This is a genomic window from Caldimicrobium sp. SLHALR3 (assembly GCF_058692735.1).
The window spans coordinates 1364423-1386619 of sequence record NZ_CP182484.1; the positions used below are offsets into that span (position 1 = coordinate 1364423).

General features: G+C 31.7%; 25 protein-coding genes. 15 read left to right on the forward strand and 10 right to left on the reverse strand.

Annotation, left to right across the window (positions count from 1 at the left end):
- The first annotated feature begins 4 nt into the window (after positions 1 to 4).
- The 8 genes from ACLGLP_RS07255 (at position 5) to ACLGLP_RS07290 (ending at position 7180) form a co-directional block, all read left to right on the forward strand.
- Entirely contained in the window at positions 5 to 1216 is a 1212-nt protein-coding gene (locus ACLGLP_RS07255) for an ABC transporter permease (RefSeq protein WP_492112613.1), read from the forward strand.
- 63 nt (positions 1217 to 1279) lie between these two features.
- On the forward strand, positions 1280 to 1789 hold the full coding sequence (locus ACLGLP_RS07260; protein ID WP_492112614.1) for a BCAM0308 family protein: 510 nt from the start codon (positions 1280 to 1282) through the stop codon (positions 1787 to 1789).
- The gene (locus ACLGLP_RS07265) at positions 1789 to 2628 is read left to right on the forward strand and encodes a universal stress protein (RefSeq protein WP_492112615.1); all 840 of its coding nucleotides are present in this window, start codon (positions 1789 to 1791) and stop codon (positions 2626 to 2628) included. Before ACLGLP_RS07260 ends, ACLGLP_RS07265 begins: the two co-directional genes overlap by 1 nt.
- Before the next feature lie 7 nt (positions 2629 to 2635).
- The gene (locus tag ACLGLP_RS07270; protein ID WP_492112616.1) at positions 2636 to 3667 is read left to right on the forward strand and encodes a sodium:calcium antiporter; all 1032 of its coding nucleotides are present in this window, start codon (positions 2636 to 2638) and stop codon (positions 3665 to 3667) included.
- Between the two features lie 2 nt (positions 3668 to 3669).
- Positions 3670 to 4944 carry a bifunctional folylpolyglutamate synthase/dihydrofolate synthase gene (locus ACLGLP_RS07275; protein WP_492112617.1) on the forward strand — a complete coding sequence of 425 codons (1275 nt, stop codon included), beginning with the start codon at positions 3670 to 3672 and terminating at the stop codon, positions 4942 to 4944.
- Between the two features lie 72 nt (positions 4945 to 5016).
- Positions 5017 to 5355: a Rho termination factor N-terminal domain-containing protein gene (locus ACLGLP_RS07280; protein ID WP_492112618.1), complete on the forward strand. Its 339-nt coding sequence runs from the start codon at positions 5017 to 5019 to the stop codon at positions 5353 to 5355.
- Positions 5355 to 6242 (forward strand): phosphoribosylaminoimidazolesuccinocarboxamide synthase, encoded by an 888-nt coding sequence (locus ACLGLP_RS07285; protein WP_492112619.1) that lies wholly within the window; start codon positions 5355 to 5357, stop codon positions 6240 to 6242. Before ACLGLP_RS07280 ends, ACLGLP_RS07285 begins: the two co-directional genes overlap by 1 nt.
- Before the next feature lie 2 nt (positions 6243 to 6244).
- Positions 6245 to 7180 carry a ParB/RepB/Spo0J family partition protein gene (locus ACLGLP_RS07290; RefSeq protein WP_492112620.1) on the forward strand — a complete coding sequence of 312 codons (936 nt, stop codon included), beginning with the start codon at positions 6245 to 6247 and terminating at the stop codon, positions 7178 to 7180.
- Here the strand turns inward: ACLGLP_RS07290 and holA are convergent.
- Positions 7155 to 8261: a DNA polymerase III subunit delta gene (gene holA, locus ACLGLP_RS07295; protein WP_492112621.1), complete on the reverse strand. Its 1107-nt coding sequence runs from the start codon at positions 8259 to 8261 to the stop codon at positions 7155 to 7157. The two genes, ACLGLP_RS07290 and holA, sit on opposite strands and share 26 nt — an antisense overlap.
- 6 nt (positions 8262 to 8267) lie before the next feature.
- On the reverse strand, positions 8268 to 9701 hold the full coding sequence (gene pyk / locus ACLGLP_RS07300; RefSeq protein WP_492112622.1) for a pyruvate kinase: 1434 nt from the start codon (positions 9699 to 9701) through the stop codon (positions 8268 to 8270).
- Positions 9702 to 9770: 69 nt separating this feature from the next.
- Between pyk and ACLGLP_RS07305 the strand changes: the two genes are divergently transcribed.
- Positions 9771 to 11561 (forward strand): KUP/HAK/KT family potassium transporter, encoded by a 1791-nt coding sequence (locus ACLGLP_RS07305; protein WP_492112623.1) that lies wholly within the window; start codon positions 9771 to 9773, stop codon positions 11559 to 11561.
- 20 nt (positions 11562 to 11581) lie between these two features.
- Here the strand turns inward: ACLGLP_RS07305 and ACLGLP_RS07310 are convergent, their stop codons facing one another.
- Complete coding sequence (locus ACLGLP_RS07310; RefSeq protein WP_492112624.1) at positions 11582 to 12970, reverse strand: sigma-54-dependent transcriptional regulator; 1389 nt, start codon at positions 12968 to 12970, stop codon at positions 11582 to 11584.
- An 8-nt stretch (positions 12971 to 12978) separates the two neighbouring features.
- The gene (locus ACLGLP_RS07315; protein ID WP_492112625.1) at positions 12979 to 14340 is read right to left on the reverse strand and encodes a sensor histidine kinase; all 1362 of its coding nucleotides are present in this window, start codon (positions 14338 to 14340) and stop codon (positions 12979 to 12981) included.
- Positions 14341 to 14587: 247 nt separating this feature from the next.
- Here ACLGLP_RS07315 and ACLGLP_RS07320 point away from each other — a divergent pair, with 247 nt between their 5' ends.
- The 4 genes from ACLGLP_RS07320 (at position 14588) to ACLGLP_RS07335 (ending at position 17232) form a co-directional block, all read left to right on the forward strand.
- Complete coding sequence (locus tag ACLGLP_RS07320) at positions 14588 to 15496, forward strand: KaiC domain-containing protein (RefSeq protein ID WP_492112626.1); 909 nt, start codon at positions 14588 to 14590, stop codon at positions 15494 to 15496.
- A 23-nt stretch (positions 15497 to 15519) separates the two neighbouring features.
- Complete coding sequence (locus ACLGLP_RS07325; protein ID WP_492112627.1) at positions 15520 to 16173, forward strand: bacterio-opsin activator; 654 nt, start codon at positions 15520 to 15522, stop codon at positions 16171 to 16173.
- A gap of 197 nt (positions 16174 to 16370) precedes the next feature.
- Entirely contained in the window at positions 16371 to 16748 is a 378-nt protein-coding gene (locus ACLGLP_RS07330; RefSeq protein ID WP_492112628.1) for a prepilin-type N-terminal cleavage/methylation domain-containing protein, read from the forward strand.
- A 64-nt stretch (positions 16749 to 16812) separates the two neighbouring features.
- Entirely contained in the window at positions 16813 to 17232 is a 420-nt protein-coding gene (locus ACLGLP_RS07335; protein ID WP_492112629.1) for a pilin, read from the forward strand.
- A 155-nt stretch (positions 17233 to 17387) separates the two neighbouring features.
- Here ACLGLP_RS07335 and ACLGLP_RS07340 read toward each other — a convergent pair whose 3' ends face one another.
- From ACLGLP_RS07340 to ACLGLP_RS07350, 3 genes are all read right to left on the reverse strand, one after another.
- Positions 17388 to 17594 carry a hypothetical protein gene (locus ACLGLP_RS07340; RefSeq protein ID WP_492112630.1) on the reverse strand — a complete coding sequence of 69 codons (207 nt, stop codon included), beginning with the start codon at positions 17592 to 17594 and terminating at the stop codon, positions 17388 to 17390.
- Between the two features lie 109 nt (positions 17595 to 17703).
- Positions 17704 to 18087 (reverse strand): prepilin-type N-terminal cleavage/methylation domain-containing protein, encoded by a 384-nt coding sequence (locus ACLGLP_RS07345; protein ID WP_492112631.1) that lies wholly within the window; start codon positions 18085 to 18087, stop codon positions 17704 to 17706.
- On the reverse strand, positions 18074 to 18259 hold the full coding sequence (locus ACLGLP_RS07350; protein ID WP_492112632.1) for a type II toxin-antitoxin system HicB family antitoxin: 186 nt from the start codon (positions 18257 to 18259) through the stop codon (positions 18074 to 18076). The genes ACLGLP_RS07345 and ACLGLP_RS07350 overlap by 14 nt, the downstream gene beginning before the upstream one ends.
- 68 nt (positions 18260 to 18327) lie before the next feature.
- Between ACLGLP_RS07350 and mntA the strand changes: the two genes are divergently transcribed.
- Positions 18328 to 18771: a type VII toxin-antitoxin system MntA family adenylyltransferase antitoxin gene (mntA, locus tag ACLGLP_RS07355; protein WP_492112633.1), complete on the forward strand. Its 444-nt coding sequence runs from the start codon at positions 18328 to 18330 to the stop codon at positions 18769 to 18771.
- Positions 18772 to 18994: 223 nt separating this feature from the next.
- Positions 18995 to 19156, forward strand: a complete 162-nt coding sequence (locus ACLGLP_RS07360) for a HepT-like ribonuclease domain-containing protein (protein WP_492112634.1) — start codon at positions 18995 to 18997, stop codon at positions 19154 to 19156.
- 19 nt (positions 19157 to 19175) lie between these two features.
- On the opposite strand, the gene holB is transcribed toward ACLGLP_RS07360, so the two are convergent.
- From holB to prmC, 3 genes are read right to left on the reverse strand one after another with little or no spacing between them, the layout of a single operon-like run.
- A complete protein-coding gene (holB, locus tag ACLGLP_RS07365) occupies positions 19176 to 20123 on the reverse strand; it encodes a DNA polymerase III subunit delta' (protein WP_492112635.1) in 948 nt (315 codons plus the stop codon).
- Positions 20113 to 21381 carry a UDP-N-acetylglucosamine 1-carboxyvinyltransferase gene (gene murA / locus ACLGLP_RS07370; protein WP_492112636.1) on the reverse strand — a complete coding sequence of 423 codons (1269 nt, stop codon included), beginning with the start codon at positions 21379 to 21381 and terminating at the stop codon, positions 20113 to 20115. The genes holB and murA overlap by 11 nt, the downstream gene beginning before the upstream one ends.
- The gene (prmC, locus tag ACLGLP_RS07375) at positions 21363 to 22193 is read right to left on the reverse strand and encodes a peptide chain release factor N(5)-glutamine methyltransferase (protein WP_492112637.1); all 831 of its coding nucleotides are present in this window, start codon (positions 22191 to 22193) and stop codon (positions 21363 to 21365) included. The genes murA and prmC overlap by 19 nt, the downstream gene beginning before the upstream one ends.
- Positions 22194 to 22197: the final 4 nt, after the last annotated feature.

Below are 22197 nucleotides of genomic sequence, written 5' to 3' on the forward strand. Positions count from 1 at the left end.
AATCATGTTTATAAAGTATAAATTACTCTGGGGTGGGCTTTTTCATAAAAAACTAAGACTTTTTCTTTCGGTGATAGGAATAATTATAGGTGTTTCTTCACTTCTTCTTATGAATGCTTTTGGAGAATCTGCCAAAATAAAAACTACTAAAGAAATTGAGACCTTTGGTCCAGAAGTTATGATGGTTGTTGCTGGAAGTGTAAGAGTTTACGCAGGAAGAGCTATACAAACAGAAATTACCACAACTCTAAAACCTGAAGATGCTGAAGCTCTCAAAAAAATTAAAGGAATAAAATATCTTTCTCCTGTTTTTAACGGAGATGGAATTGTAAGATATCTTGGAAATAATCTAACTACAATTGTTAATGGAGTTAATGAAGAATATATTTTATTAAGAAAATTTCCTCTTCTTTTGGGAAGAAACTTTTTAAAGGATGAAATTTTGGGATACAAAAAAGTTGCTATTTTGGGTTATAAAGTAAAAAAAGAATTGTTTGGGGAAGAAGATCCTATTGGAAAGATTATTCTCATAAATAAACTTCCTTTCAGAGTAATAGGAGTGCTTTCTCCTATAGGAATTGATGCGAGTAATGCTGATCAAGACGATCAGATACTTATTCCTTGGAGTGTAGCAATTTCAGCAGTGTATAATGTGGATTACATAAGAAGTATTTACCTAAGTGTAGACAATCTTGATGAAATGGCTTTAATAGAAAATCAAATAAATGAAATCCTTTTAAAAAGACATAAAGTTACGGAAAAAAATAAGGACTTTGAAATAGTAAAAGCTGAAGACATATTGCAGGTAAAGACCCAAACAACCGAGCTTTTTTCTTCCTTAGTAAAAAGTGTTTCTATCTTGTGTCTTCTGGTAGGATCTCTTGGAGTTACTGCTATAATGACTTTATCTGTTAATGAAAGGAGGAAGGAAATTGGCATCAGAAAGGCTCTTGGAGCAAAAGATAGAGACATTCTTTTTCAGTTTTTAATAGAAAGTATTTTTATAACTATGTTTGGTGGAATAATTGGCATTTTAATAGGAATTGCAGGTTCCCTCATCTTACTTCCCCTTTTCAACTATCCCTTAGTTTTTCCATGGATTCCTATTTTTACTTCTGCCTTTTTGACCATAATTTTTGGAATTATTGCAGGGATTTATCCAGCTTTCAAAGCAACAAAAATTGAACCAATTATTCTTCTAAGACAGGGGTTTTAAATTGAAATATTTCTTTATAGAGCTTATATTTTTAAAAAAACTTTCTTATCAAGGGGGTAAAATATGAGCAAAAAGGGAGAAAAGAAATGGATGAGGTATACCCATGAATTTGAATCCACTGAAGATCCCTACGCAATAAAAGCTGCCCCTGCAGGAGAAGCGATTTGTCCTAATTGTAAAGCAGTTTTTAAAGACAAAAGATGGTTTCTTGACGAAGAACTTTATGAAGAGTTAAAAGATATTGAGACTGTTCCTCAGATTATATGTCCTGCTTGTAGGAAAGCTCTTGATAAGTATGCTATGGGATATCTTTACATTTCTGGAGAATTTTGGGAAACTCACAAAGATGATATAATGAGATTAATTAATAACGAAGTTGAAAGGGCAAGGGGATTAAACCCTTTGCATCAAATAATCGATATATATGAAGAAGACGGAAAAACTGTCATAGAAACAACTACTGATCAACTTGCTCAAAGACTGGGAAGAGCGCTTTACAAAGCCTATAAAGGAGACCTTGAATTTAGATGGTCCAAAGGGAATAAATTGGTAAGGGTCTATTGGTCAAGGTAATGTCTAATTATATAGCCTTAGCCATAGACTTTAAAGAATTTACTCCCTCTATTTTGGAAACAGGTTTATTTTTGGCAAAAAATCTTTATCCTGAAAACAAAGTGGTTCTTTTCCATGTAATTGAATATTTTTTAACTCCTCCCCATTATCTTCTCAGTTATTTTAAAGAAGAAAAGTTAAAATTAGAAGATGAACTTTCAAAACTTTCTGAAAGGTTTAAAGACGGGAACATTTCTATAGAAAGTAAAATTATTTTGGGAAACTTTTGGGAAGCTTTAGAAAATTTTATTAAAAATCTAAAACCCCATCTACTTGTTTTGGGTTATCATTTTTATAAATTTAAAGTCTCAACCTCAGAAAAAATGCTCGAAAGACTGGATTGTAATTTTTTGGTAGTAAAAGATAAGCCTTTGCAAAAAATTGAAAAAGTATTGTGTTGTATAGACTTCTCTGAAACCTCTATGTCCTCTTTAAAAATAGCAAAATTTATATGCGAAAAATTAGGAGCTCAACTAAAAGTTTTAAATGTAATTCCTGAGATAAACATTGGAGATAAAAACTTACTTAATAAGGTATTAGAAGAGGAAAAATCTAAAAGACAAAAGGCTTGGCAAGAGCTAATAAATAATTTAAGCCTTGATGAAAAAATGAAAAACCTGGATTTTGAAATAAAATACGGAGAAAGAGTAAAAAAGATACTCGAAACCATTAGAGTCTATTTTCCAGATCTTTTATTAATTGGGAAAACAGGAAAAATGGTAAAGTTAGGACTCGGTTCTATAACTAAGGAATTACTTAGAAGGGTTGATATTCCTATTTGGATTGTTGGAAAATCTTAAACTTCTTATGGAAATACTACTTTTAATTGTATCCTTAATAATAATTCTTATTTGTGCTGAGCTTTTTACCAATGGTATTGAAGTTTTTGGAGAAAAATTTTCCTTTTCTCAGGCAGTAGTTGGAAGTATCTTAGCAGCTATAGGAACAGCTCTTCCTGAAACCATAATTCCTCTTGTTGCCATTTTTCTTTACAGAGGAGAAAGCGGAGCTCACATAGGAGTGGGAGCTATTTTAGGGGCTCCTTTTATGTTAGCAACTGCAGGATTTTTCTTAATAGGTATTGGGGTTTTTTTGAGCTATTTTTTAAAGAGAAGAGAAAAACTTGAAATATATTTAGAACCACATACCTTTTCAAGAGACTTTAAATTTTTTATTTTAAGCTATTCTTTAGCCATTTTTTTTCCTTTAATTTTTCCCAACACTCGTTTGCTTCACTATATCATCGCCACTTTGCTTCTTATTAATTATATAATCTATATATTTTTTACTTTCAAAGCTGATAGCTTAGAAGTTGAATCCTCAAGAGAACTTTACTTTTCTAAATTGATGGGTTTTTTTAAATTTAATTCAGAAAAGAAATTCGTTTTAATTTTTCTTTCAATTTTTCAGATATTTTTTGCTCTTTTTGCAATGATAAAAGGGGCACATTTGTTTGTAGAAAATCTGGAAATACTTTCTAAAAACTGGGGAATAGACCCTCTTCTCTTTTCATTACTTTTAGCTCCTATAGCAACAGAACTTCCTGAAAAAAGTAATAGCCTCCTTTGGTCATTAAGAAAAAAGGACACCCTTGCCTTTGGAAATATGACCGGAGCAATGGTTTTTCAGTCAACCTTTCCCGTAAGTATAGGGCTTCTTTTTACTCCATGGGAAATAAAAGGATTTGCTCTAATTTCGGCTTTAATTGCGCTTTTCTTGGGAACTTTCTATCTTTTATTTTTGAAAATTTTTAAAACCCTTCCCCCTTATCTTTTACTTATCTCAGGATTAGCTTACTTTACATATGTTTACTTTGTAATACAAACGTTTTCTTTTTAAAAATGGGAAGCTCTAATTATATAGAATGGCTTAATTCTTATAATTTTTTTGGAATAAAACCGGGTTTAAAGAGAATTAAAGATTTACTTAAAAAGCTGGGAAATCCTCACAAATACCTTAAAACTATTCACATTGCAGGAACAAATGGAAAAGGATCTACTTCTAATATTATAAGCAAAGTTCTTTCAAATCACGGATTAAAAGTAGCCCTTTATACTTCCCCTCATCTTTTCCGCTTAAACGAAAGGTTTAAAATTAATGGAGAAGAAATTGAAGACGAAAGACTAAATGAATACTTAAAATACTTTAAAGCTATTATCAAAGACTTTCCTGTCACTTATTTTGAGATTACAACTGCTCTTGCTTTTTTATACTTTTGGGAAGAAAAAGTAGATATAGCAGTTATTGAATGTGGACTTGGGGGAAGACTTGATGCAACAAATGTCGTAAATCCTGAAGTTTCTGTTATAACAAGCATTGGATGGGATCATACTAAATATCTTGGAAACACCCTTGAAAAAATTGCCTCAGAAAAGGCAGGAATAATAAAAAAAGAAAGCCCCTGTGTTTTAGGAAACATTCCAGAAAACCTAATCCCTATCTTTCAAAAAAAGGCAGAGAGATTAAAGAGTAAACTTTTTATGTTTGGTAAAGATTTCAACATAGAATTTAAAAATAATAGATGGAACTATAAAGGAAAATATAACTTTTCTGATTTAGAACTTTCTCTCAAAGGCTATTATCAGGGAAACAATTTATCTTGTGCTTTAAAAACTTTAGAAATTCTTGAAGATAAAAAACTTTTTAAAATTTCAGAAGATAAGCTAAGGAAGGCTTTAATTGATATTAAAATACCTGGTCGCTATGAATTATTAAAAATTAAAGATAAAATTATTTTAGTTGACACAGCTCACAATTTAAGCGGATTCATAGCACTAAAAGATTCTATCTTAAAAGATGATTTTAAAAACTTTCTCCTAATTCTTGGAATTACTAATGAGGATGGAGAAAAGCCTTTTACTGAAATGTTAAAACTTCTTTTACCTTTAGCAAAAGAAGTTTATCTTTGTGAATTTGTTTCTCCAAGAAAAATAGTTACTTTAGAGGAATGGAAAAAAAATCTTAACTTTTTTAATAAAGTAAACTCTGAGATAAAATTTATAGAAAATAGTGAAAAAGCTATTAAAATGGGTTTAGAAAGCAATTTTGAAAAAATATTAATTACTGGCTCTATTTATTTTGTAGGAGATTGTTTAAAATATTTAAAGCGTAGATAAGTTGTTTTATATGTGATTTGTGATATTTTATAAAAGCTTTCAAAAATATCCCCCTTAAAGGAGGAGGACTTTATGGAAGAAACAAGGGAGCTTCCCAAGTTAGAGAAAAAACTTGAAAAAATGACTATTAAAGAATTGAGAGAAATTGCTCTTCAAATTCCGGAAATTAGTGGCGTTCATGGGATGAACAAAGAGGAGCTTATCTCAGCTCTAAAAAAGGTTTATGGAATAAAAGAAGAGCCTAAAAAAGTTGGAGAATCAATGAGAGAACTTAAGGCTAAAGTTAAGAAATTTAAAGCCCTTGCTGAAGAGGCAAAGAAAAATAAAGATTGGGTAAGATATGAAAGGTATAGAAGACTTGCCAGTAAATTTAAAAAACGCACAAGAAAATTAGCAAAAGCAATTGCTTAATGAGCAGGGCTATTTTCCAAACGGAAATAAAAGAAATTCCTCTCCTGAAGAGAGGTAAAGTAAGAGACATTTACGACCTTGGGGATTCCCTTCTTATTGTTGCTACAGACAGAATTTCTGCCTTTGATGTAGTTTTACCAACACCTATTCCTGATAAAGGAAAAATACTCACTCTTATGACCATTTTTTGGCTTGATTTTCTTAAAGATATTATAGAAAATCATTTAATTACTGCTGATATAAACGATTATCCAGATGTTTTGAAGTCTTATAGAGAGGTTCTTTTCCAGAGAAGCATGATTGTCAAAAAAGCCAAAGTAATTCCTGTTGAATGCATAGTAAGAGGGTACATTACCGGTTCTGCCATGAAAGAATATCAAAAAACAGGCAAGGTGTGCGGAATAAAACTTCCTGAGGGATTAAAAGAAGCTGATAAACTTCCTGAACCAATTTTTACTCCTTCAACTAAAGCTGAAAAAGGACACGATGTTAATATAACCTTTGAAGAATTGGTAAAACTTTTGGGAAAAGATGTAGCAGAAACTTTAAAGGATCTTTCTTTAAAATTGTATATTAAGGCAGCAGATTATGCAGAATCTAAGGGCATTATAATTGCAGACACCAAATTTGAATTTGGTTTCTTTGACGGAAAAATAATACTTATTGACGAGGTATTAACCCCTGATTCCTCTCGTTTTTGGCCAAAAGATGAATATGAACCTGGAAAATCGCAAAAGAGTTTTGATAAACAATTCATAAGGGATTGGCTTAAATCCATCGCTTGGGATGACAAAACTCCTCCACCTCCCATTCCTCCTGAAATAGTAGAAAAAACAAGAGAAAAGTATTTAGAAGCTCTTTATAGACTTACTGGCAAAACTATTTAAAAGTGAAATTTGAATATAAAATCATTTCCATAGAAGACATAGATCTTAAAGATAGAAGTTATGTCTTTTCCTATCCAAAAAGAGGGGAACTTTTAAAAGAAAGCATAAAATCTGCAGGACTTCTTCAACCTCCCATTCTTTTTTTAGAAAACGAAGCTTCCAAGTTTAAAATTATATGTGGAGAAGGAAGAATAATTGCTTGCTATGAACTCAATATTTATGAATTTCCGGTTTTTATTGCTAAAAACAGCTCATCCCAAAAACTTTTACTTTTGTCTTTCGAAAGCAATCTCTTTAGAGGTTTAAATTTAGTTGAAAAAGCAGAATTTGTAAAAAGGGCTTTGAAAATCTTTTCATTGGAAGAAGTAATCTCAATTTTTCTTCCCAAATTAAATCTTCATCCCTCTTATCATTGGATTGAATATTTAAAAGCCTTAAATACTCTTGAGGAAGAATTTAAAAAGCTGATAGTGGAGGAAGCTTTAAATCCAAAGATTGTTGAAATTCTTGCAAAGCTTTCTTTTGAAGAAAGAAAAGAATTTTTAGAAATTTTTGAAAAATTAAGATTAAGTTTTAGTGAGCAGAAAGAGGTTTTAGAAAAACTTCTTGATTATAAAAAAAGAAAAGATCTACCTTCTCTTTTACCAGATATTTTGAAAGAAATTCTTAAAGAGCAAGATTTCAATAAAAGAAAAAAGGAATTTTTACAAACTTTAAAGGAGCTTTATTATCCAAATTATTTTTCTAAATTAAAAAAAATCTCTCCCTTGATTGAAAGGTTTAAAGAAAAACAGATTTACCTTACTTTTTCTCCTTATTTTGAAAAAAAAGAATTTGAAGTTCGCTTCAAAAGCTCTTCTGTAGAAGACATAGAGAATAAACTAACTTTTTTAGAAAAGAATAAAAACGAGCTTAAAAAACTTCTTGAGGAGATTTAGAATCTTTCTTTTCTATTTTATACCAGAGATTTAAAAATAATTCGTTAAAGACTTTGGCTGGATTTTTAAAGTCCCTTTTTAGAGAAAGATCAGCTTTAAAAAGTTCTTCAAAGATAGAATTAGAATCTTTTATCTTTTCAAGCTGATTTCTTATATTAAAAAGAACATAGGGATGAGACTCTGCAATAATTTTAGGAATTTCTTCTAAAGGATTGTCCTTAAGTTCTTGGAAATTTTTGCTAAAATTGGAATATCTTTTTTCTGAAGCAAGCTCTGGATGCTTATTTAAAAATTCTCTAAAAATCTCCATTTTTTTAAAGTATTTATAAAGATACCAAAGGATTTTTGGAGGTTCGGTTTTTCTATCTAAAAGGTTTATAACTATTCTGTAAGCCCTTTCTGGTCCATAATTAAAAAAGCTATCTACTAAAAGGTATAAAGCCTCGTCTTCAGAAGGAATTACTATTTCCCAGATATCCTCTTCTGTTATAACTTCTCTATCTTCAGTATAAAAAATCAATTTTTCAAGCTCGTTTTTAAAGTAATTATAATCTTTGCCAACTAATGAAAGAAAAAGACTTGCTGTATTTTTATCCATAATTTTTCCATATTTCTTTAAAGTTATTATAAGTTCAGATTCAAAAATGTCTTCTTCTTTTTTGGTAGTAAATGGAATTACAGCACCTTTTTCAAAAGCGTATTGATACAAAGGGTGAGCTTCGCTAAAGTTTTCGCTTATCAAAAACCAGCTGAAAACATCGTTTTTTTCTTTTAGGTTTTTAACAATTTCTTCCCCCTTTTCATAGGGTATATTTTCTGCTCCCAAAATAAAATAGACCTTTCTTATCCCGAATAAACTTTCCTGATACCCCTTTGTCTCAAGAAAGACTCTTTTTTCTTCTTTGTTTTTTAGATCGTAAAATTCCAATAAGGAGTTTTTTTCTTTTAGAACCTCATAAATTTCCTTAGCTTTTTCTTTGCAAATGTTTTCTGGACCTATCAAAAGATAAATTGAAGCTATACGGTTTTTTTTGGCAAGCTCAACAAGTTTAATTATTTGAACAGGGGTAAAAACAGGCATATATTTTTACTCTGAAATAAGCTCCATTATTTGCTCTTTTTTTATTATTCTTATAAGATTTGTGGAACCAATTTTACCCACGGGGTATCCCATAGTCAACACTAAGGTGTCTTCTTTGATTAAATTTTTTTCGTATGCCTTTTTTACAAACTCTCTTACCATGCTTTCAGTATCTTCTCTTTCAGTAAGAACCATAAATGGATAAACTCCCCACACTATTTTAAGTCTTCTTAAAATTTCTTCGTCATGAACATTTACTATAATATCGGATCTTGGTCTAAATTTAGCAACTCTCTTTGCTGAACTTCCAGATTTAGTAAAAACAACTATAGCTTTTGCTCCTAACTCTTCAGCAAGAATGCAACTACTGTAAGCTATAGCAAAATCTGGGGAAACATGTTCATATTCTTCCAATTTGTATTCTAAAATTCTTTCAGCTTCTTCAATGGTTTTTGCCATAACTTTTACTGCTTCAACTGGATACTTTCCAACAGCTGTTTCATCAGAAAGCATAAGAGCATCTACTTTTTCAAAAACTGCATTGGCAATGTCTGAAACATCAGCCCTTGTTGGCATAACTGAATTTATCATAGAGGTTAGCATTTGAGTGGCAACAATAACAGGTTTTCCAGCCTCTCTTGCCTTTTCTACTAAAATCTTCTGGACAACAGGTACTCTTTCAACTGGTATTTCAACTCCAAGATCTCCTCTTGCAATCATCAATCCATCTGAAACCTCTATTATTTCGTCTATGTTTTCTAAAGCTTTCTGAGTTTCAATCTTAGCAAAAAGAGGAATATCCTTGTTATAACTTTTTATTACTTCTTTTACTTCAAGAACATCCTTTTTATCCCTTACAAAGGACATAGCAACAAAGTCAACATCCATTTGAAGTCCAAAATGAAGATCAATTTTATCTTTTTCTGTAAAAGCTTTAATAGGTAAGGCTTTACCTGGAAAATTTATTCCCTTTTTTGAAGAAATAACACCTCCTTGAATAACTTCTGTAACTACCTTTTCTTTTTCTTTTTTAACAACTTTTACTTTTATAAGTCCATCTGCTATAAAAATAAAATCTCCTTTTTTTAGCTCTTTAAGAACCTCTGAATGGTCTATAAATATTCTACCTATTCCATTTACTTTTTCACAAAAAATAGGTTTCTCATAAATTTCTAAGATTTCCCCCTGAAACAAAGGGAAAGGTTCTTTAACTTCTCCTATTCTTATCTTTGGTCCTGAAAGATCTTGCAAAATTGCAACAGTTTTTTTAAGTTCTGAAGAGACTTTTTTTATCCTTTCTATGTTTTCTTTATGAAAATTTAAATCTCCATGAGAGAAATTAAGCCTAAAAACATCTACACCTGCTTCTATAAGGGCTCTGATAGTTTTACAATCTCTCGATGCTGGACCAATTGTCGCAACTATCTTTGTTTTTCTCATTTCTGAAGTAAAATTCTTTTTCCAAAAAATTATATCAAAAAAATTTTAAAAGTGGTATAATTAGTCCTCGTGAAGGGAATTATTAAGGCTCTTGGACTTGTTTTTGGCGATATTGGAACAAGTCCTATATATACTCTTACAGTTGCCTTTTTAATTCTAAAACCAACTTATGAAAATGTTCTCGGAGTTCTTTCTCTTGTATTTTGGACTCTTATCTTAATCCCAACTCTACAATATAACATTTTAGCCATGAATTTAAGTATAAGAGGTGAAGGTGGAATAATTATCCTTAGCGAAATATTAAAGTCTCTTCTAAAATCAAATAAAATCAAAGAATTGGTATCATTACTTACATTTATTGGTGTCTCCTTTTTAATGGGAGACGGAGTTATTACTCCGGCAATAAGTATTTTAAGTGCAGTAGAAGGTATAGCTTTTATTCCAGGTTTTAAAAATATTTCTCAAACAACTATTGTTTTAATGGCTATTATAATTGCGGTTCTTTTATTTATTTTTCAGAAAAAGGGAACTGAAAAAGTTTCTTCTACTTTTGGTCCGATAATGCTTGTATGGTTTTTATCACTTTTTATACTTGGATTTCACGCTCTCTTAGGTAATCCTCAAGTTTTAAAAGCTATCAACCCTTATTATGCAATTAAATTTCTTTTAGACAATGGATGGCAAGGTTTTCTTGTCCTTGGTGAAGTTATTCTTTGTGCTACTGGTGCTGAGGCAATGTATGCTGATATGGGACATCTTGGAGCAAAACCAATTAAAAGAGCATGGATATTGGTATTTTTATCTATAGTTATAAACTATTTTGGTCAAGGGGCTTTCCTTTTAAATTATCCTCAAACTAAAAACATTCTTTTTGAACTTGCTTTTTATTTTTTTCCTCTTTTATATACCTCTTTTTTGATTTTAGCTTTAGCTGCCACTGCTATTGCCTCACAGTCATTAATAAGTGGGATGTTTTCAGTAGTTTATCAGGCAATTACCACAAGAATAATGCCTATATTAAAAGTTGAACATACTTCAAAAGAACTTCATTCACAAATATACATTCCTGCAGTAAATTGGCTTTTGTTTATAGCGGTTTTATTTATAATGATTGAATTTGGTAGTTCAGCAAATTTGGCATCAGCCTACGGGCTTGCAGTATCAGGAACTATGTGCATAACAGGCTTATTTTTAATTTCAATATATTTTTTAAAAAAGGCTTATTTAAATATAATCGGAGCTATAATTGTATTAGTTGCTGATTTTTTGTTTTTCATATCAACTTTACATAAAATTCCAACAGGTGGCTATTTGTCTATTTTACTTGCTGCATTTCCTTTTATAATTATCTTAACTTTCACCCAAGGACAAAAAAGACTTTATAACATTATGAAATTTTTACCACGCGAAGATTTTATTTTAAAATTTGAAAGGGTCTATAAAACCAATCCTAAAATACCAGGCACTGCTATTTTTTTTGTAAGGGATCCCAATGTAATTTCTCCTTATATTGTAGAAACAATGTTTTATCACGGAATAATTTATGAAGAAAATATATTTCTTTCAATTACAGTAAAATCAGATCCTTTTGGAGTAAATGCATACTTTTTAGAGGATCTATGCTCAGGCATTAAAGTTTTTAAAATTGAAATGGGTTACATGGAAATTATAAATATTGAAGAAATACTAAGAGAAAATGGAATTGAAGAGAGAGCAATATTCTATGGACTTGAAGAAATAGTTGCAAAAAGATGGTGGAAATTATTTGCGTTTATCAAAAAAATAACACCTTCATTTGTAAGCTTTTTCAACTTACCTTCTCAAAAGCTTCACGGAGTCTTAACAAGGTTTGAAATATAGACTAAGAATGATAAGACTTTTTATTTAGGAAAATCTTCCTTTTTGAGAAAATTTTTGGAAAGTCCGAATTTTTCAAGACGATACCAAAATGTCTTATAACTCATACCAAGCAACCTTGCCGCTTTTGCAATAACATAATTAGATTTTATCAAAGCCTTTTTCAGCAATTCCTTTTCAAGTTCCTCAAAATTTATTCCTTCATCTGGTATATCTATTTCAAATACATTTTTTACTGGTAAGGGATTTTTTAATTCGTCCTGAATATCTTTCAATGTAATCTTTTCTCCCTCACAAATAATGACTGCTCTTTCAATGACCGATTCTAATTCCCTTATGTTTCCAGGCCAATTATAGTCAAGTAAAGCTTTCATTGCTTTTTCTTCAATCCCACTAATCTTTTTTCCAAACTCTTTTGAGTACTTTTCTATAAAGAAATTAACAAGTTCTGGAATGTCTTCTTTTCTTTCTCTTAAAGACGGTAGTTCAATTGTTACAACCTTTAATCTATAATAAAGATCCTCTCTAAATCTTTTTTTCTCTACTTCCAAAGCTAAATTTTTATTAGTTGCTGCAATAATTCTTACATCAACTTTTATTGTATCCTTTCCACCAATTCTTCTTATTTCTTTTTCCTGTAAAACTCTAAGTAACTTAGATTGAATTGTTAGTGGGAGTTCAGCTATTTCATCAAGAAAAAGTGTTCCCTTATTTGCTGCCTCAATCAACCCTATTTTTCTCGTATTTGCACCAGTAAAAGCCCCTGGTTCGTAGCCAAAAAGTTCTGATTCTATAAGAGTTTCTGGAATTGCTGCACAGTTTATTGCAATGAAAGGTTTATCTTTTCTTGGAGAATTATAATGTATTGCTTTTGCAATAAGCTCCTTCCCAGTTCCAGATTCTCCATATATAAGAACTGTAGCATTTGTTGGAGCTACTTTCTTTACAATATCAAGAACTTGAAGCATTTTTTTTGATTTGCCAATAATACCATCAATCTTAAATTTTTGGTAAAGTTCTTTTCTTAACCTCAGATTTTCTTTGATAAGATTCATTCTTTCTTCTGCTTTTTTGAGAGTTAATAAAAGAACTTCCTTATCGAGAGGTTTAGTAAGATAGTCAAAGGCTCCTTTTTTAATAGCCTCTACCGCAGATGAAATCGTCCCAAATGCAGTGATAACAATAACAGCAGGTTTATAAGGTTCCTCTGGAAGATCCTCAAGAATGTCAATTCCGTTTTGATTCCCTAACTTTAAATCAGTAAGGATAATATCTGGTAAGGTTTCGTTAATTATTTTTCTCGCCTCATCTAAAGACGAGGCAACATAGACATTATATCCTTTTTCTGAAAGGATGATTTTGAGAATTTCTCTCTGCGAAGGTTCATCCTCTATTATAAGTATCGTGGTCATAGCTTACATCAAACTGGCAAATATATTCTTACATCACTACCGTGCCCAACTTTACTTGAAATTTCTATTTTACCTCCATGTTCTTCTATAACTTTTTTTGCTAAAGATAACCCAAGCCCAAGCCCTTCTTTTTTAGTAGAGAATAAAGGTTCAAAAATTTTATCAATAATCTCCTCAGGAATGCCAGAACCCGTATCAGATATTTTTATTAAAAGCTTATCTTCTAAAAACTCTGTTTTAATAAAGAGATTTTTCACTTTAGAGTCCTTCATTGCTTGTATCGCATTTATTATTATATTTATAAGACAACTTTTCATTAAATCTACATCAAGATTTAAAGTGCAATTTGAAGTATAATCTTTAAAAATTCTGACACCCTCTTTCTCTGCATTAACTTTAACGAGAGAAATAACTTCATTTATTAGTTCCGCTATACTTACTGGCTTTTTGTTTAACTTTAATGGTTTTGTATATTCAAGATATTCTGTAATAAGGTTATTTACCCTATAAATTTCTTGTTTTATAGTTTTCAACAACCTTATATAGGTGTCAACATCTTTTTCTTTTTTTTCCAGCTTTTCTATAATGTGGTCAATACTTAAACTTATAAAATTTAGAGGGTTTCTTATTTCGTGAGCAATTGTTCGGCTAAGCTCACCAATTGCAGAAAGATGTTCTGCTTCTCTAAGTCTTTTTTGCAAAACTTGATTTTCTTGAAGCTTTTGGATCATAAAATTAAAACTTTCTGCTATTTTACCCATTTCGTCTTTTCTGTTAATATTTAACCTATAACTAAAGTCTCCTTGAGCTACTTTAATAGCAGCTTTATTCAACATATCAATTGGTTTGGTATACCTTGAAGAGATAATATAAATCGCAAGTATCCCTACAGAGAATATAACTAAAGTTATTAGCATTCTCATAAAAGTATAACTTTTTAAAATTTTTGAAAAATTTTCTTTATTGATTTTTAAATGAATGTATCCGTATTGAACATCACCTGCAATTACAGGAACGATTACATTATAAGCGTTTTCTTCTTCTTCAAGTACTGGTTCACCAAGTTCTGCTTTTATAATTAATTCTTTCTTTCTATGAGTTACGAGTTTACCTACTTTTTGAGGATTTGTGCTTGCAATAACTTTTTTAGTATTACTAATTATAGAAACCTCTTTTATACCTTTGGTTTTGAGTTTTTTTAAATACTCCGCAAGTCTATCTGATCTTTCTCCAGTAACCTCTTCCACTCCTACTTGAATAATTTTTGTAAGTTCTGCGGTTTGATTTTCTATTTCTTTTAATAATTTTTTTTCACTCAAAGTATAAAATAAATAAAGTGCAAATACCAAGATAAACTCAAGTAAAAGCAAGAGGCTTACAAGCTTCCACTTTAAGGAAAATCTGTCAAAAATGTACATGCTATTTTAAATTATAATTTAGTTCTTATTCCTCACAAGAGGCATGTTTCTGTCCCTTTTTGGTCTATTTTTAAATCTATTTTGAACCGTTGCCAATCCTTAAAAACAAATTATGTATTAACATTTTAATCAGATTTGTCTTGAATTTATAAAAATTAGATTTAGAATTTTATTAAAAAGGTATAAAAAGGAGAAAATTATGGATAAGTGGGATAAAACTGAGAGAACGGAAAAGAAAGAAGAAGGTATTTATGGTATAGGTGAACCTGATTTAAAATCTATTTATACTGGAAGTCAAGCTATCAAAAAAGCACCCAAAATATATGGCGTTCCAACTGGTATTAAAGGTCTTGATGAGCTTTTTTTTATCGTAACCTCTGAAAATGGAAAATTAGTAAAAAAGAATCTTGGGGGGATTCCTGCTTATTCAGTTTTTAATATTACAGGGGTCTCAGATACAGGAAAATCTTTAATGGTGGAACAGTTTGCAGTTAAACAGGCATCCTTAGGTGAAAGAGTAGCTTTTATAACTGTTGAAGCTCCAGCCAATTTCGTGGTAGCCTCCTTAAAACTCAGAGCAAATGCTATGGGATTAAATTTTGAAGAGTTTGAAAATAACCTTATTCTTATTGATGCAGCCTCTTCTACCAGGCTAAGGGAAAACATCCCTGATCTTCTTGCAACACTTGCTTATGTAATCCAGAACTATAAAGTTAATTTTACTATTATAGATTCAATAACGGGACTTTTTGAAACAAAGGAAATGCTTGCTCGTTCCATTGTAAGAAGACTTTTTAATTTTATGAAAAAGTGGTATCAAACAGCCCTTTTTGTCTCTCAGAAAAGAAGTGGTCATGAAGAATTAACTGCAGAAGCAGCAGGTGGATACGCAGTTGGACACATTGTTGATGGAACTATGGTTTTAGCAAAAGATCTCGTTGATTCCGCCTTTAAAGCCAAACTTTATAAAAAGGAAATTGGGGAAATGGTCAGGCTTTTTAGGATTGACGGATGCAGAATGTGTGGACACGATACCAAGACTCGCTTTTTAGAAATAACAGAAGAGGGTTTAGTAGTAATAAAAGAACCTATTTCTAAATTTAAATAGAATTTAAACAAGGAGGTGATATCATGGTTATACAAATTGGAGCACCAGCTGTTTCTGATACAGAAGTAGAACATTTAGTAAATCGTGTATTTTTCAAAGCTATAGAACTTCTGGGAGGACTTAATAAACTTACCGAATTTAGAACTCTTACTTGGCTTCCTTCCTTAGCAAGGGCAGCTTTTGTTGTAGTTTTAAAGGATGAATATATGAAAACAGACGAAGAGATAGCTCAAAAAGTTGGATTGACTAAGAACACAGTAAGAAATATTTTAAGAGCTGACCCAGAACTTGCCTTGCAAAAAATAAAAGCTTTGGAAGAACTTATAAGTGAAGAAGCAAGAGAACTTAAAGTCCACACTGCAGGTGGTATTGCTAAACTTGCCTACAAAGAAATTAAAGAGGGACACGATGCCCAAATCCTCCTTCAATATGCGTCTCACTTAGCAGAAGATCTGGTAAAAGGGCTTGATATTCCCTGGGCTTATCTTGTTTTAAGAAAAACGAAGGGAATAAAGTATCCCATAAATTCTCCTGAAGAATTAAAAGAAAAACTTGATGGAATAACCATAAAAGGCATTCCTTCCCAAGAGATAATTGAGAATATTCAATATCCTATCAAAACACCTTCTAAGCTCATCCACGAAATAAAAGAATATTTAAAACTAAAAGAGCTTTAACTAAATTTGCCACTACGAAGTGGTAGATTTTTGGTGGGGGGTTAAAGTTTTTGGGGAAGGTGCCGATAATATATATTAAAGGTAAAAGATGAATTTTTTATTAATTTTGAGGAAATTTTTGTTGACTTTTTTAGAATGTAAAATAAAATGATTTTTGGAAAAAATAAATTGAAAAAATCAAAAAAGAGGAGGTAGATATGCGTAAAAAAGGGTTTACACTAATTGAGTTAATGGTCGTAATTGCAATCATTGCCATTTTAGCAGCTGTAGCTCTAACGAGTTATCGTGCTTATCAAAAAAAGGCTAAGGCAAAAGAACTTCTTACTTTAGCAAGGTCTTGTGCTCAAGAAGTTGTAGCTGAATGTATGAATCCTACTCCAAATCTTTCAAAACTCGAATCATGTCAAAGTAACGCAACACTTCCAAGTGGAGAGGCTGTGACTCTTACTCTCCCAACTTCTTGTAGTAGTAATATGACTGTTACAGCTAAAGCAACAATTAATAACACTAAATATCAAGTTCAATGCTATATATCAGATACAGGTGTTACATGCACACAACCACAGGTAGAGTAACTTTAACACAATTTTGATTTTTTAGTAAGAGCCATCCCTTTTTCAGGGATGGTTTTTGATTGTTATGTTTTTTAATGCTTTAAAAATGTCTAAATCTGGCTTTACTCTCATTGAACTCATGATAGTTATAGCCATCCTTGCCATACTTGCAGGGATGGCTATTATCCCTTATACTTATTACTTGAGAAAGGCTAAAGCAAAAGAACTTGTTACCCTTGCAAGAGCCTGCGTTCAAGAGGCAGTAGCTCAATGTGTTGAAAATGCAAACTTTAACAATTTTGAAAACCTTGCCACCTGCAGTCACCCAACATCAGAAACAAGCTACCTTGAAAACATTCAAATAACACCAAGTGGAAGCTGTTCAAGTGGTATAACAGTTTCAGCTTCAGGAAAAATTAAAGGAGATGAAACAACTTTTACAGTTACCTGCTCCTATAATTCTACTTCTGACCAAATAATCTGCACTCAACCTCTTTCTACTTAGTAGTGTGGAATTTATTCTCATTTATAAATATCCTTTCTATGTGAAATTTTAGCAACTACAAAAGTATTTTTTTTTATTTAAAAGTGCCTTATCTACAAGAATTTTATATTTTAAAGGTAGTTTTTGATACTCTTTAGCAGCTGACTTTGAAAATTCTATTTTATATCTTCCCACTTAATAGTTTCTCCACTTTCATATTCCTGTAAAGCAACCCTTATTGCTTCCCTTTCTTCTTCGCTTAGAGGGGAATCATCACTTCCAACAAGAAGGCCTAAGAATATTTCTTCCAGATCATCTTCTGGGAAGGATTTTAAAAATTCAATTAACTTTTCTTTTTTTAAAGGAATTGTATTACTATCCATTTTATCACCTCTTTCAATTTATTAATTAAATTTTAGTAAAATTTCTTAGACATTCAAGTAATTCATAATTAGGTCTTGAAAAAGTTTTCCTGCTTCATAAATGGGGAACTTATTCGCAGTTTACACTTCTAGATTCAAAATTTGTACTCGTAGTAGAAAGAACGCAAGTGCTATCTGAGATTATACCTTTCCCGGTGCAGGTGCAGGTGCAATTTTCATAATTGCTGTCACATTGGACACTACAACTATTGGTATAACGGGAAACACGGTTTGTGCAATTATCAAAATTTGGAGTTCCTCCAGTTAAGGCTACTCTTGCAAGTTCAGAAGCAACGCAGGTAACGCAGTTTCTCGTGTCTGTCTGAAGAGATGAACGGGCTGCCTTTTTTACATAACCTCTGTAAACACCTATAGCCACTGCTGCCATTATCGCCATTAAAGCAAGAGCAACAAGAAGCTCCATTAAAGTAAATCCCCTCTTATTCTCTTTCATATCTTTTTTCCTCCTCTTTTAAAATACCAAATTCTTCAAGATAGAGCTCTGTAGCTTCCTTCAAATTTTTCAAAGCCTCTTCTACAGTATATCCTTGGCTTACAACTCCCGATTCTAAACACTCAGCTACATAAATATCACCTTCTTTATATATCTTAGCAGTATAAAACATAACCGCTTCCTTCCACTTCTTTCAATTTATGCTTGACCTAAAAAAATCATAATCTAATATTTAAAAATATGCAAGAAGTTAAAGAGCTTTTTGAAAGACTGAAAGAATTTTTTAGAAATTACGAATTTATAGACTTTGCTATTGTCTTTGGATCTTATGCCAAAAACAAAGCTTTCCCTATAAGTGATATAGACATAGCTATTCATACTTCTAAAGAACTTGAACTTCTCGAAATAGGAGAAATTATATCTAAACTTGAAAAAATTACCCAAAAAGATATAGACCTTGTGATTTTAAACAACCTTTACAAAAAAGAGCCTATATTAGCTTATAACATAGTAAGCGAGGGAGTAAGTATTTTTTGTAGAGATAAAGAAAAATTGGCAGATTTCAAAACTAAGTGCTTTCTCTGGTTTTTTGACCATCAGCCCCTTTATGAAATGGTTAACAAAGCCCTGATAAAAAGAATTAGGGAGGGAATTTTTGCCAGAAAAAATATTAGAAAAAATTAAACTACTTGAAGAAAATATTGCTATTCTTGAAGACCTAAAAAGACCTAAAAAGTGTTTTAACTCCAGATATATTAAAAAAAGATAAAACTAAAGAATGGGCTTTGCGGTACGGACTTTACGAATCTATTAATAATAGATATAGCATGCCATTTTGTAGCTTTCCATAATCTTGGTATGCCTAAAACTTATTCTGAATGCATAGAGTTGTTAAAAAAATATAATTATGTCTCTGAAGATCTTTGCAGAAACTTTAATAAAAATGATCGGCTTAAGAAACCTTTTAGCTCACGAGTATCTTACTATTGATCCTTTAAAATTATTGGACTTTTTGCAAAATTTAGAAGATTTTAAAAGATTTATACACGCTATAGTTGAGTATCTTTAAAAACTTTTAATTTTTGGCTTCAATTAAAAAGCTTGGTAAAAAGGTAATAAAGGGATAGTTCTAAATTAGCGTAAAATTCTAAGCCTGTTTTTACTTCATTAATAACTCTCATAGCTAAATAGGGGTCTCCCTGAAAAAGTTCTTCTGGTAATGCCTGAGGATAAGAATAATCAATCTTTCTCTTTAAGTAGGACCTCCAGACCCAAATGTTAAGAAGGTAAAAAAACTCTTCAAGGTCTTGGGGTGAAAAAATTGAGAGCCTTTCTGCTACCTTAAATCTTTTGAATGGGCTTTTAGAAACTCCTGCCTTAACAAAACTATTTAACTCTTCAAGCATACCCTTTTCAGCTATAGCTATAGCTTTACCTATGCTTCCAAAAGAGATCTCTGCAAGGGTTTCCGCAACTTTGTCTTCAAAAAGAAACCTCTTTTTCAAAAATTCACTTATAACTTCCTTAGGAAGGCTTCTAAATCTTACAATTTGAGAACGGGAAATTATGGTGGGTAAAAGCTTACTAAAATTTTCAGTCGTTAAAATAAAAATGGCATAAGAAGGAGGTTCTTCAAGGGATTTGAGCAAAGCGTTTCCTGCTTCAAGGTTCATTTTATCTGCTTCTCTTATAAGGATTACCTTATATTGGGTTTCAAGGGGTCTATATCTTAAGAAGTTTATTGTCTCTCTAATCTGTCCTATGGTGATTTCCCTTTTTTCAGGATAGACGATTTTTACATCTGGATGAATCTCTTTTTCTAACTTTTTACAGGCTCTGCACTCTCCGCAGGGATTTTCTCTGTCTCTCTCGCAAAAAAGATGAAATAAAAATGCCCAGGCTGTGGTCTCCTTACCAACCCCTTTAGGACCGGTAAAAAGATAAGCATGAGAAAGCCTTTCTTTTTTTAAAGCAAGGGTTAAGAGATTAACCGCTGGTTCCTGTTTTAAAATTTCTTTTAAATTTCTAACCTTCATCCTCCACTACTTTTATGTCAGCTCCAATTCCAGAGAGTTTTTCTACAAAGTTTTCGTATCCCCTTTCTATAAGCTTAGCATTGTAAACGGTGGTCGTATTTTCAGCTATGAGTCCTGCTAAAACAAGAGCTGCTCCTGCTCTCAGGTCTGTTGCCTTAACAGGAGAACCCATTAAACGGACAGGACCACTTATAATAGCTGTTCTATCTTCTAACTTTATGTCTGCTCCCATTCTGTTTAACTCATAAACATAAAGAAATCTATTCTCAAAGATGTTTTCTGTAACAAAGGAAACACCTTCTGCCTGAGTTAAAAGCACGGTAAAAATTGGTTGCAAATCAGTCGGAAATCCAGGATAAGGAGAGGTTACAATCTTTGCAGGATTAAGCTTCTTTTCTCTTTTTACTTTAAAGGCGTCTTTACCAACTTTTTCAAGAAAAACACCTATTTCTTCAAGCTTGAGAATAGGGGTTTTTAAGTGTTCTTCCTTAACATTTTTTACTACAACTTCGTTTTCTTCCATTAACGCACCAAGAACTATGTATGTTCCAGCTTCAATTCTATCCGGAATTATTTCTATTTTGACGGGTTTAAGCTTCTTTTTTCCTTTTATGTATATGGTATCTTCGCCACATCCTTTTATATCTGCTCCCATTTTTTTTAGCATTTCTCCCAAAAATACCACTTCTGGCTCTTTGGCAGCATTTTTGATAATCGTTTCTCCCTCAGCAAGAACTCCAGCCATCATTAAGTTTTCTGTAGCAGTAACTGAGGGGAAATCAAGGATGATTTCTGTGCCTTTAAGCTTTTTTGCTTTTACAATTAGATTTCCCTTTTCTAAATTCACTTCTGCTCCAAGCTGAGAAAGCCCTTTTATGTGAAAGTCAACAGGTCTTTTTCCTATAGCACAACCCCCAGGCAAAGGAACTTCTGCTTCTTTATAAGCACTAAGAAGTGCTCCTAAAAACAAAATTGATGCTCTAATCTGACTTGCAAGCTCATAGGGAACAGAAACCTTACTAACACTTGTAGTGTCTATTTTTAAATCCTCTTTTTCAAATTGATAAGTTGCTCCAAGATGTTCCATAATTTCTAACATACAAAAAACATCTCTTACCTTGGGAACTTTTTTTAACTTATAAATACCGGGGGAAAGAAGGGTTGCACAAATTGCAGGAAGAGAAGCATTTTTGGCTCCACTTACTTCAATCTCACCTTTTAAGGGATTTCCCCCTTTTATTACATATTTTCTTTCCATGCCAAAACTACCCTCTCGTATCCTTTAAAGTCCTTATAAATCTTGAAATCCCAGGTATACAGTTTCAACAACTCTCTTATTTTTTCTCCCTGATTATATCCCATTTCAAAAATTAAAAAACCACCCTCTAAAAGATATTTGTGAGCAAATTTTAAAAGTTTTTCCTGAAATTCTGTTCCCTTTTCTCCTGAAAGAAGAGCTTCTTTGGGCTCAAAAAGTCTTACCTCCTCATCAAGAGCTTCCCACTCAGAAAAAGATATATATGGGGGATTAGAAACTATAGCTTTAAAAAGAGGCTTTTCTAAAATGGGAGAAAACCAGTCTCCTCTAATCAAAAATAACCTGTCTTCTACTTTATAGGTTTTGGCATTCTTTTTTGTAATTTCCAAAGCCTTCTCACTTATGTCAATTCCAAAAACCCTTAGTTTAGGCTTTTCAAGAAGAAGGGTTACAGCAATAATACCAGAACCTATTCCAAGTTCTAAAACTCTACCTTCATTTATGGGAAGTTTCAAAAAAGCAGAAACGAGAATTTCTGTCTCCTGTCTCGGAATTAAAACTCCCTCTTCTATGTAAAACTTTCTTCCCCAGAAATAGGCTTCTTTTAAAATGTAAGGAAGGGGCTTTTTCTTTTTTCTTTCTTCAAGAATTTTTAAAACCTTTTCTTCAGAAATTTCTTTATCAAGATGCAGATAAATATTAAGAGGTGAAGTTTTTAAAAGGTGGGAAAGGATAAGAAAGGCTTCCCATTTAGCATGCTCTACGGTTTCTATTTCTGAAAGAGATTCTTTAATAAGTTTAAGGGCATCCAAAACC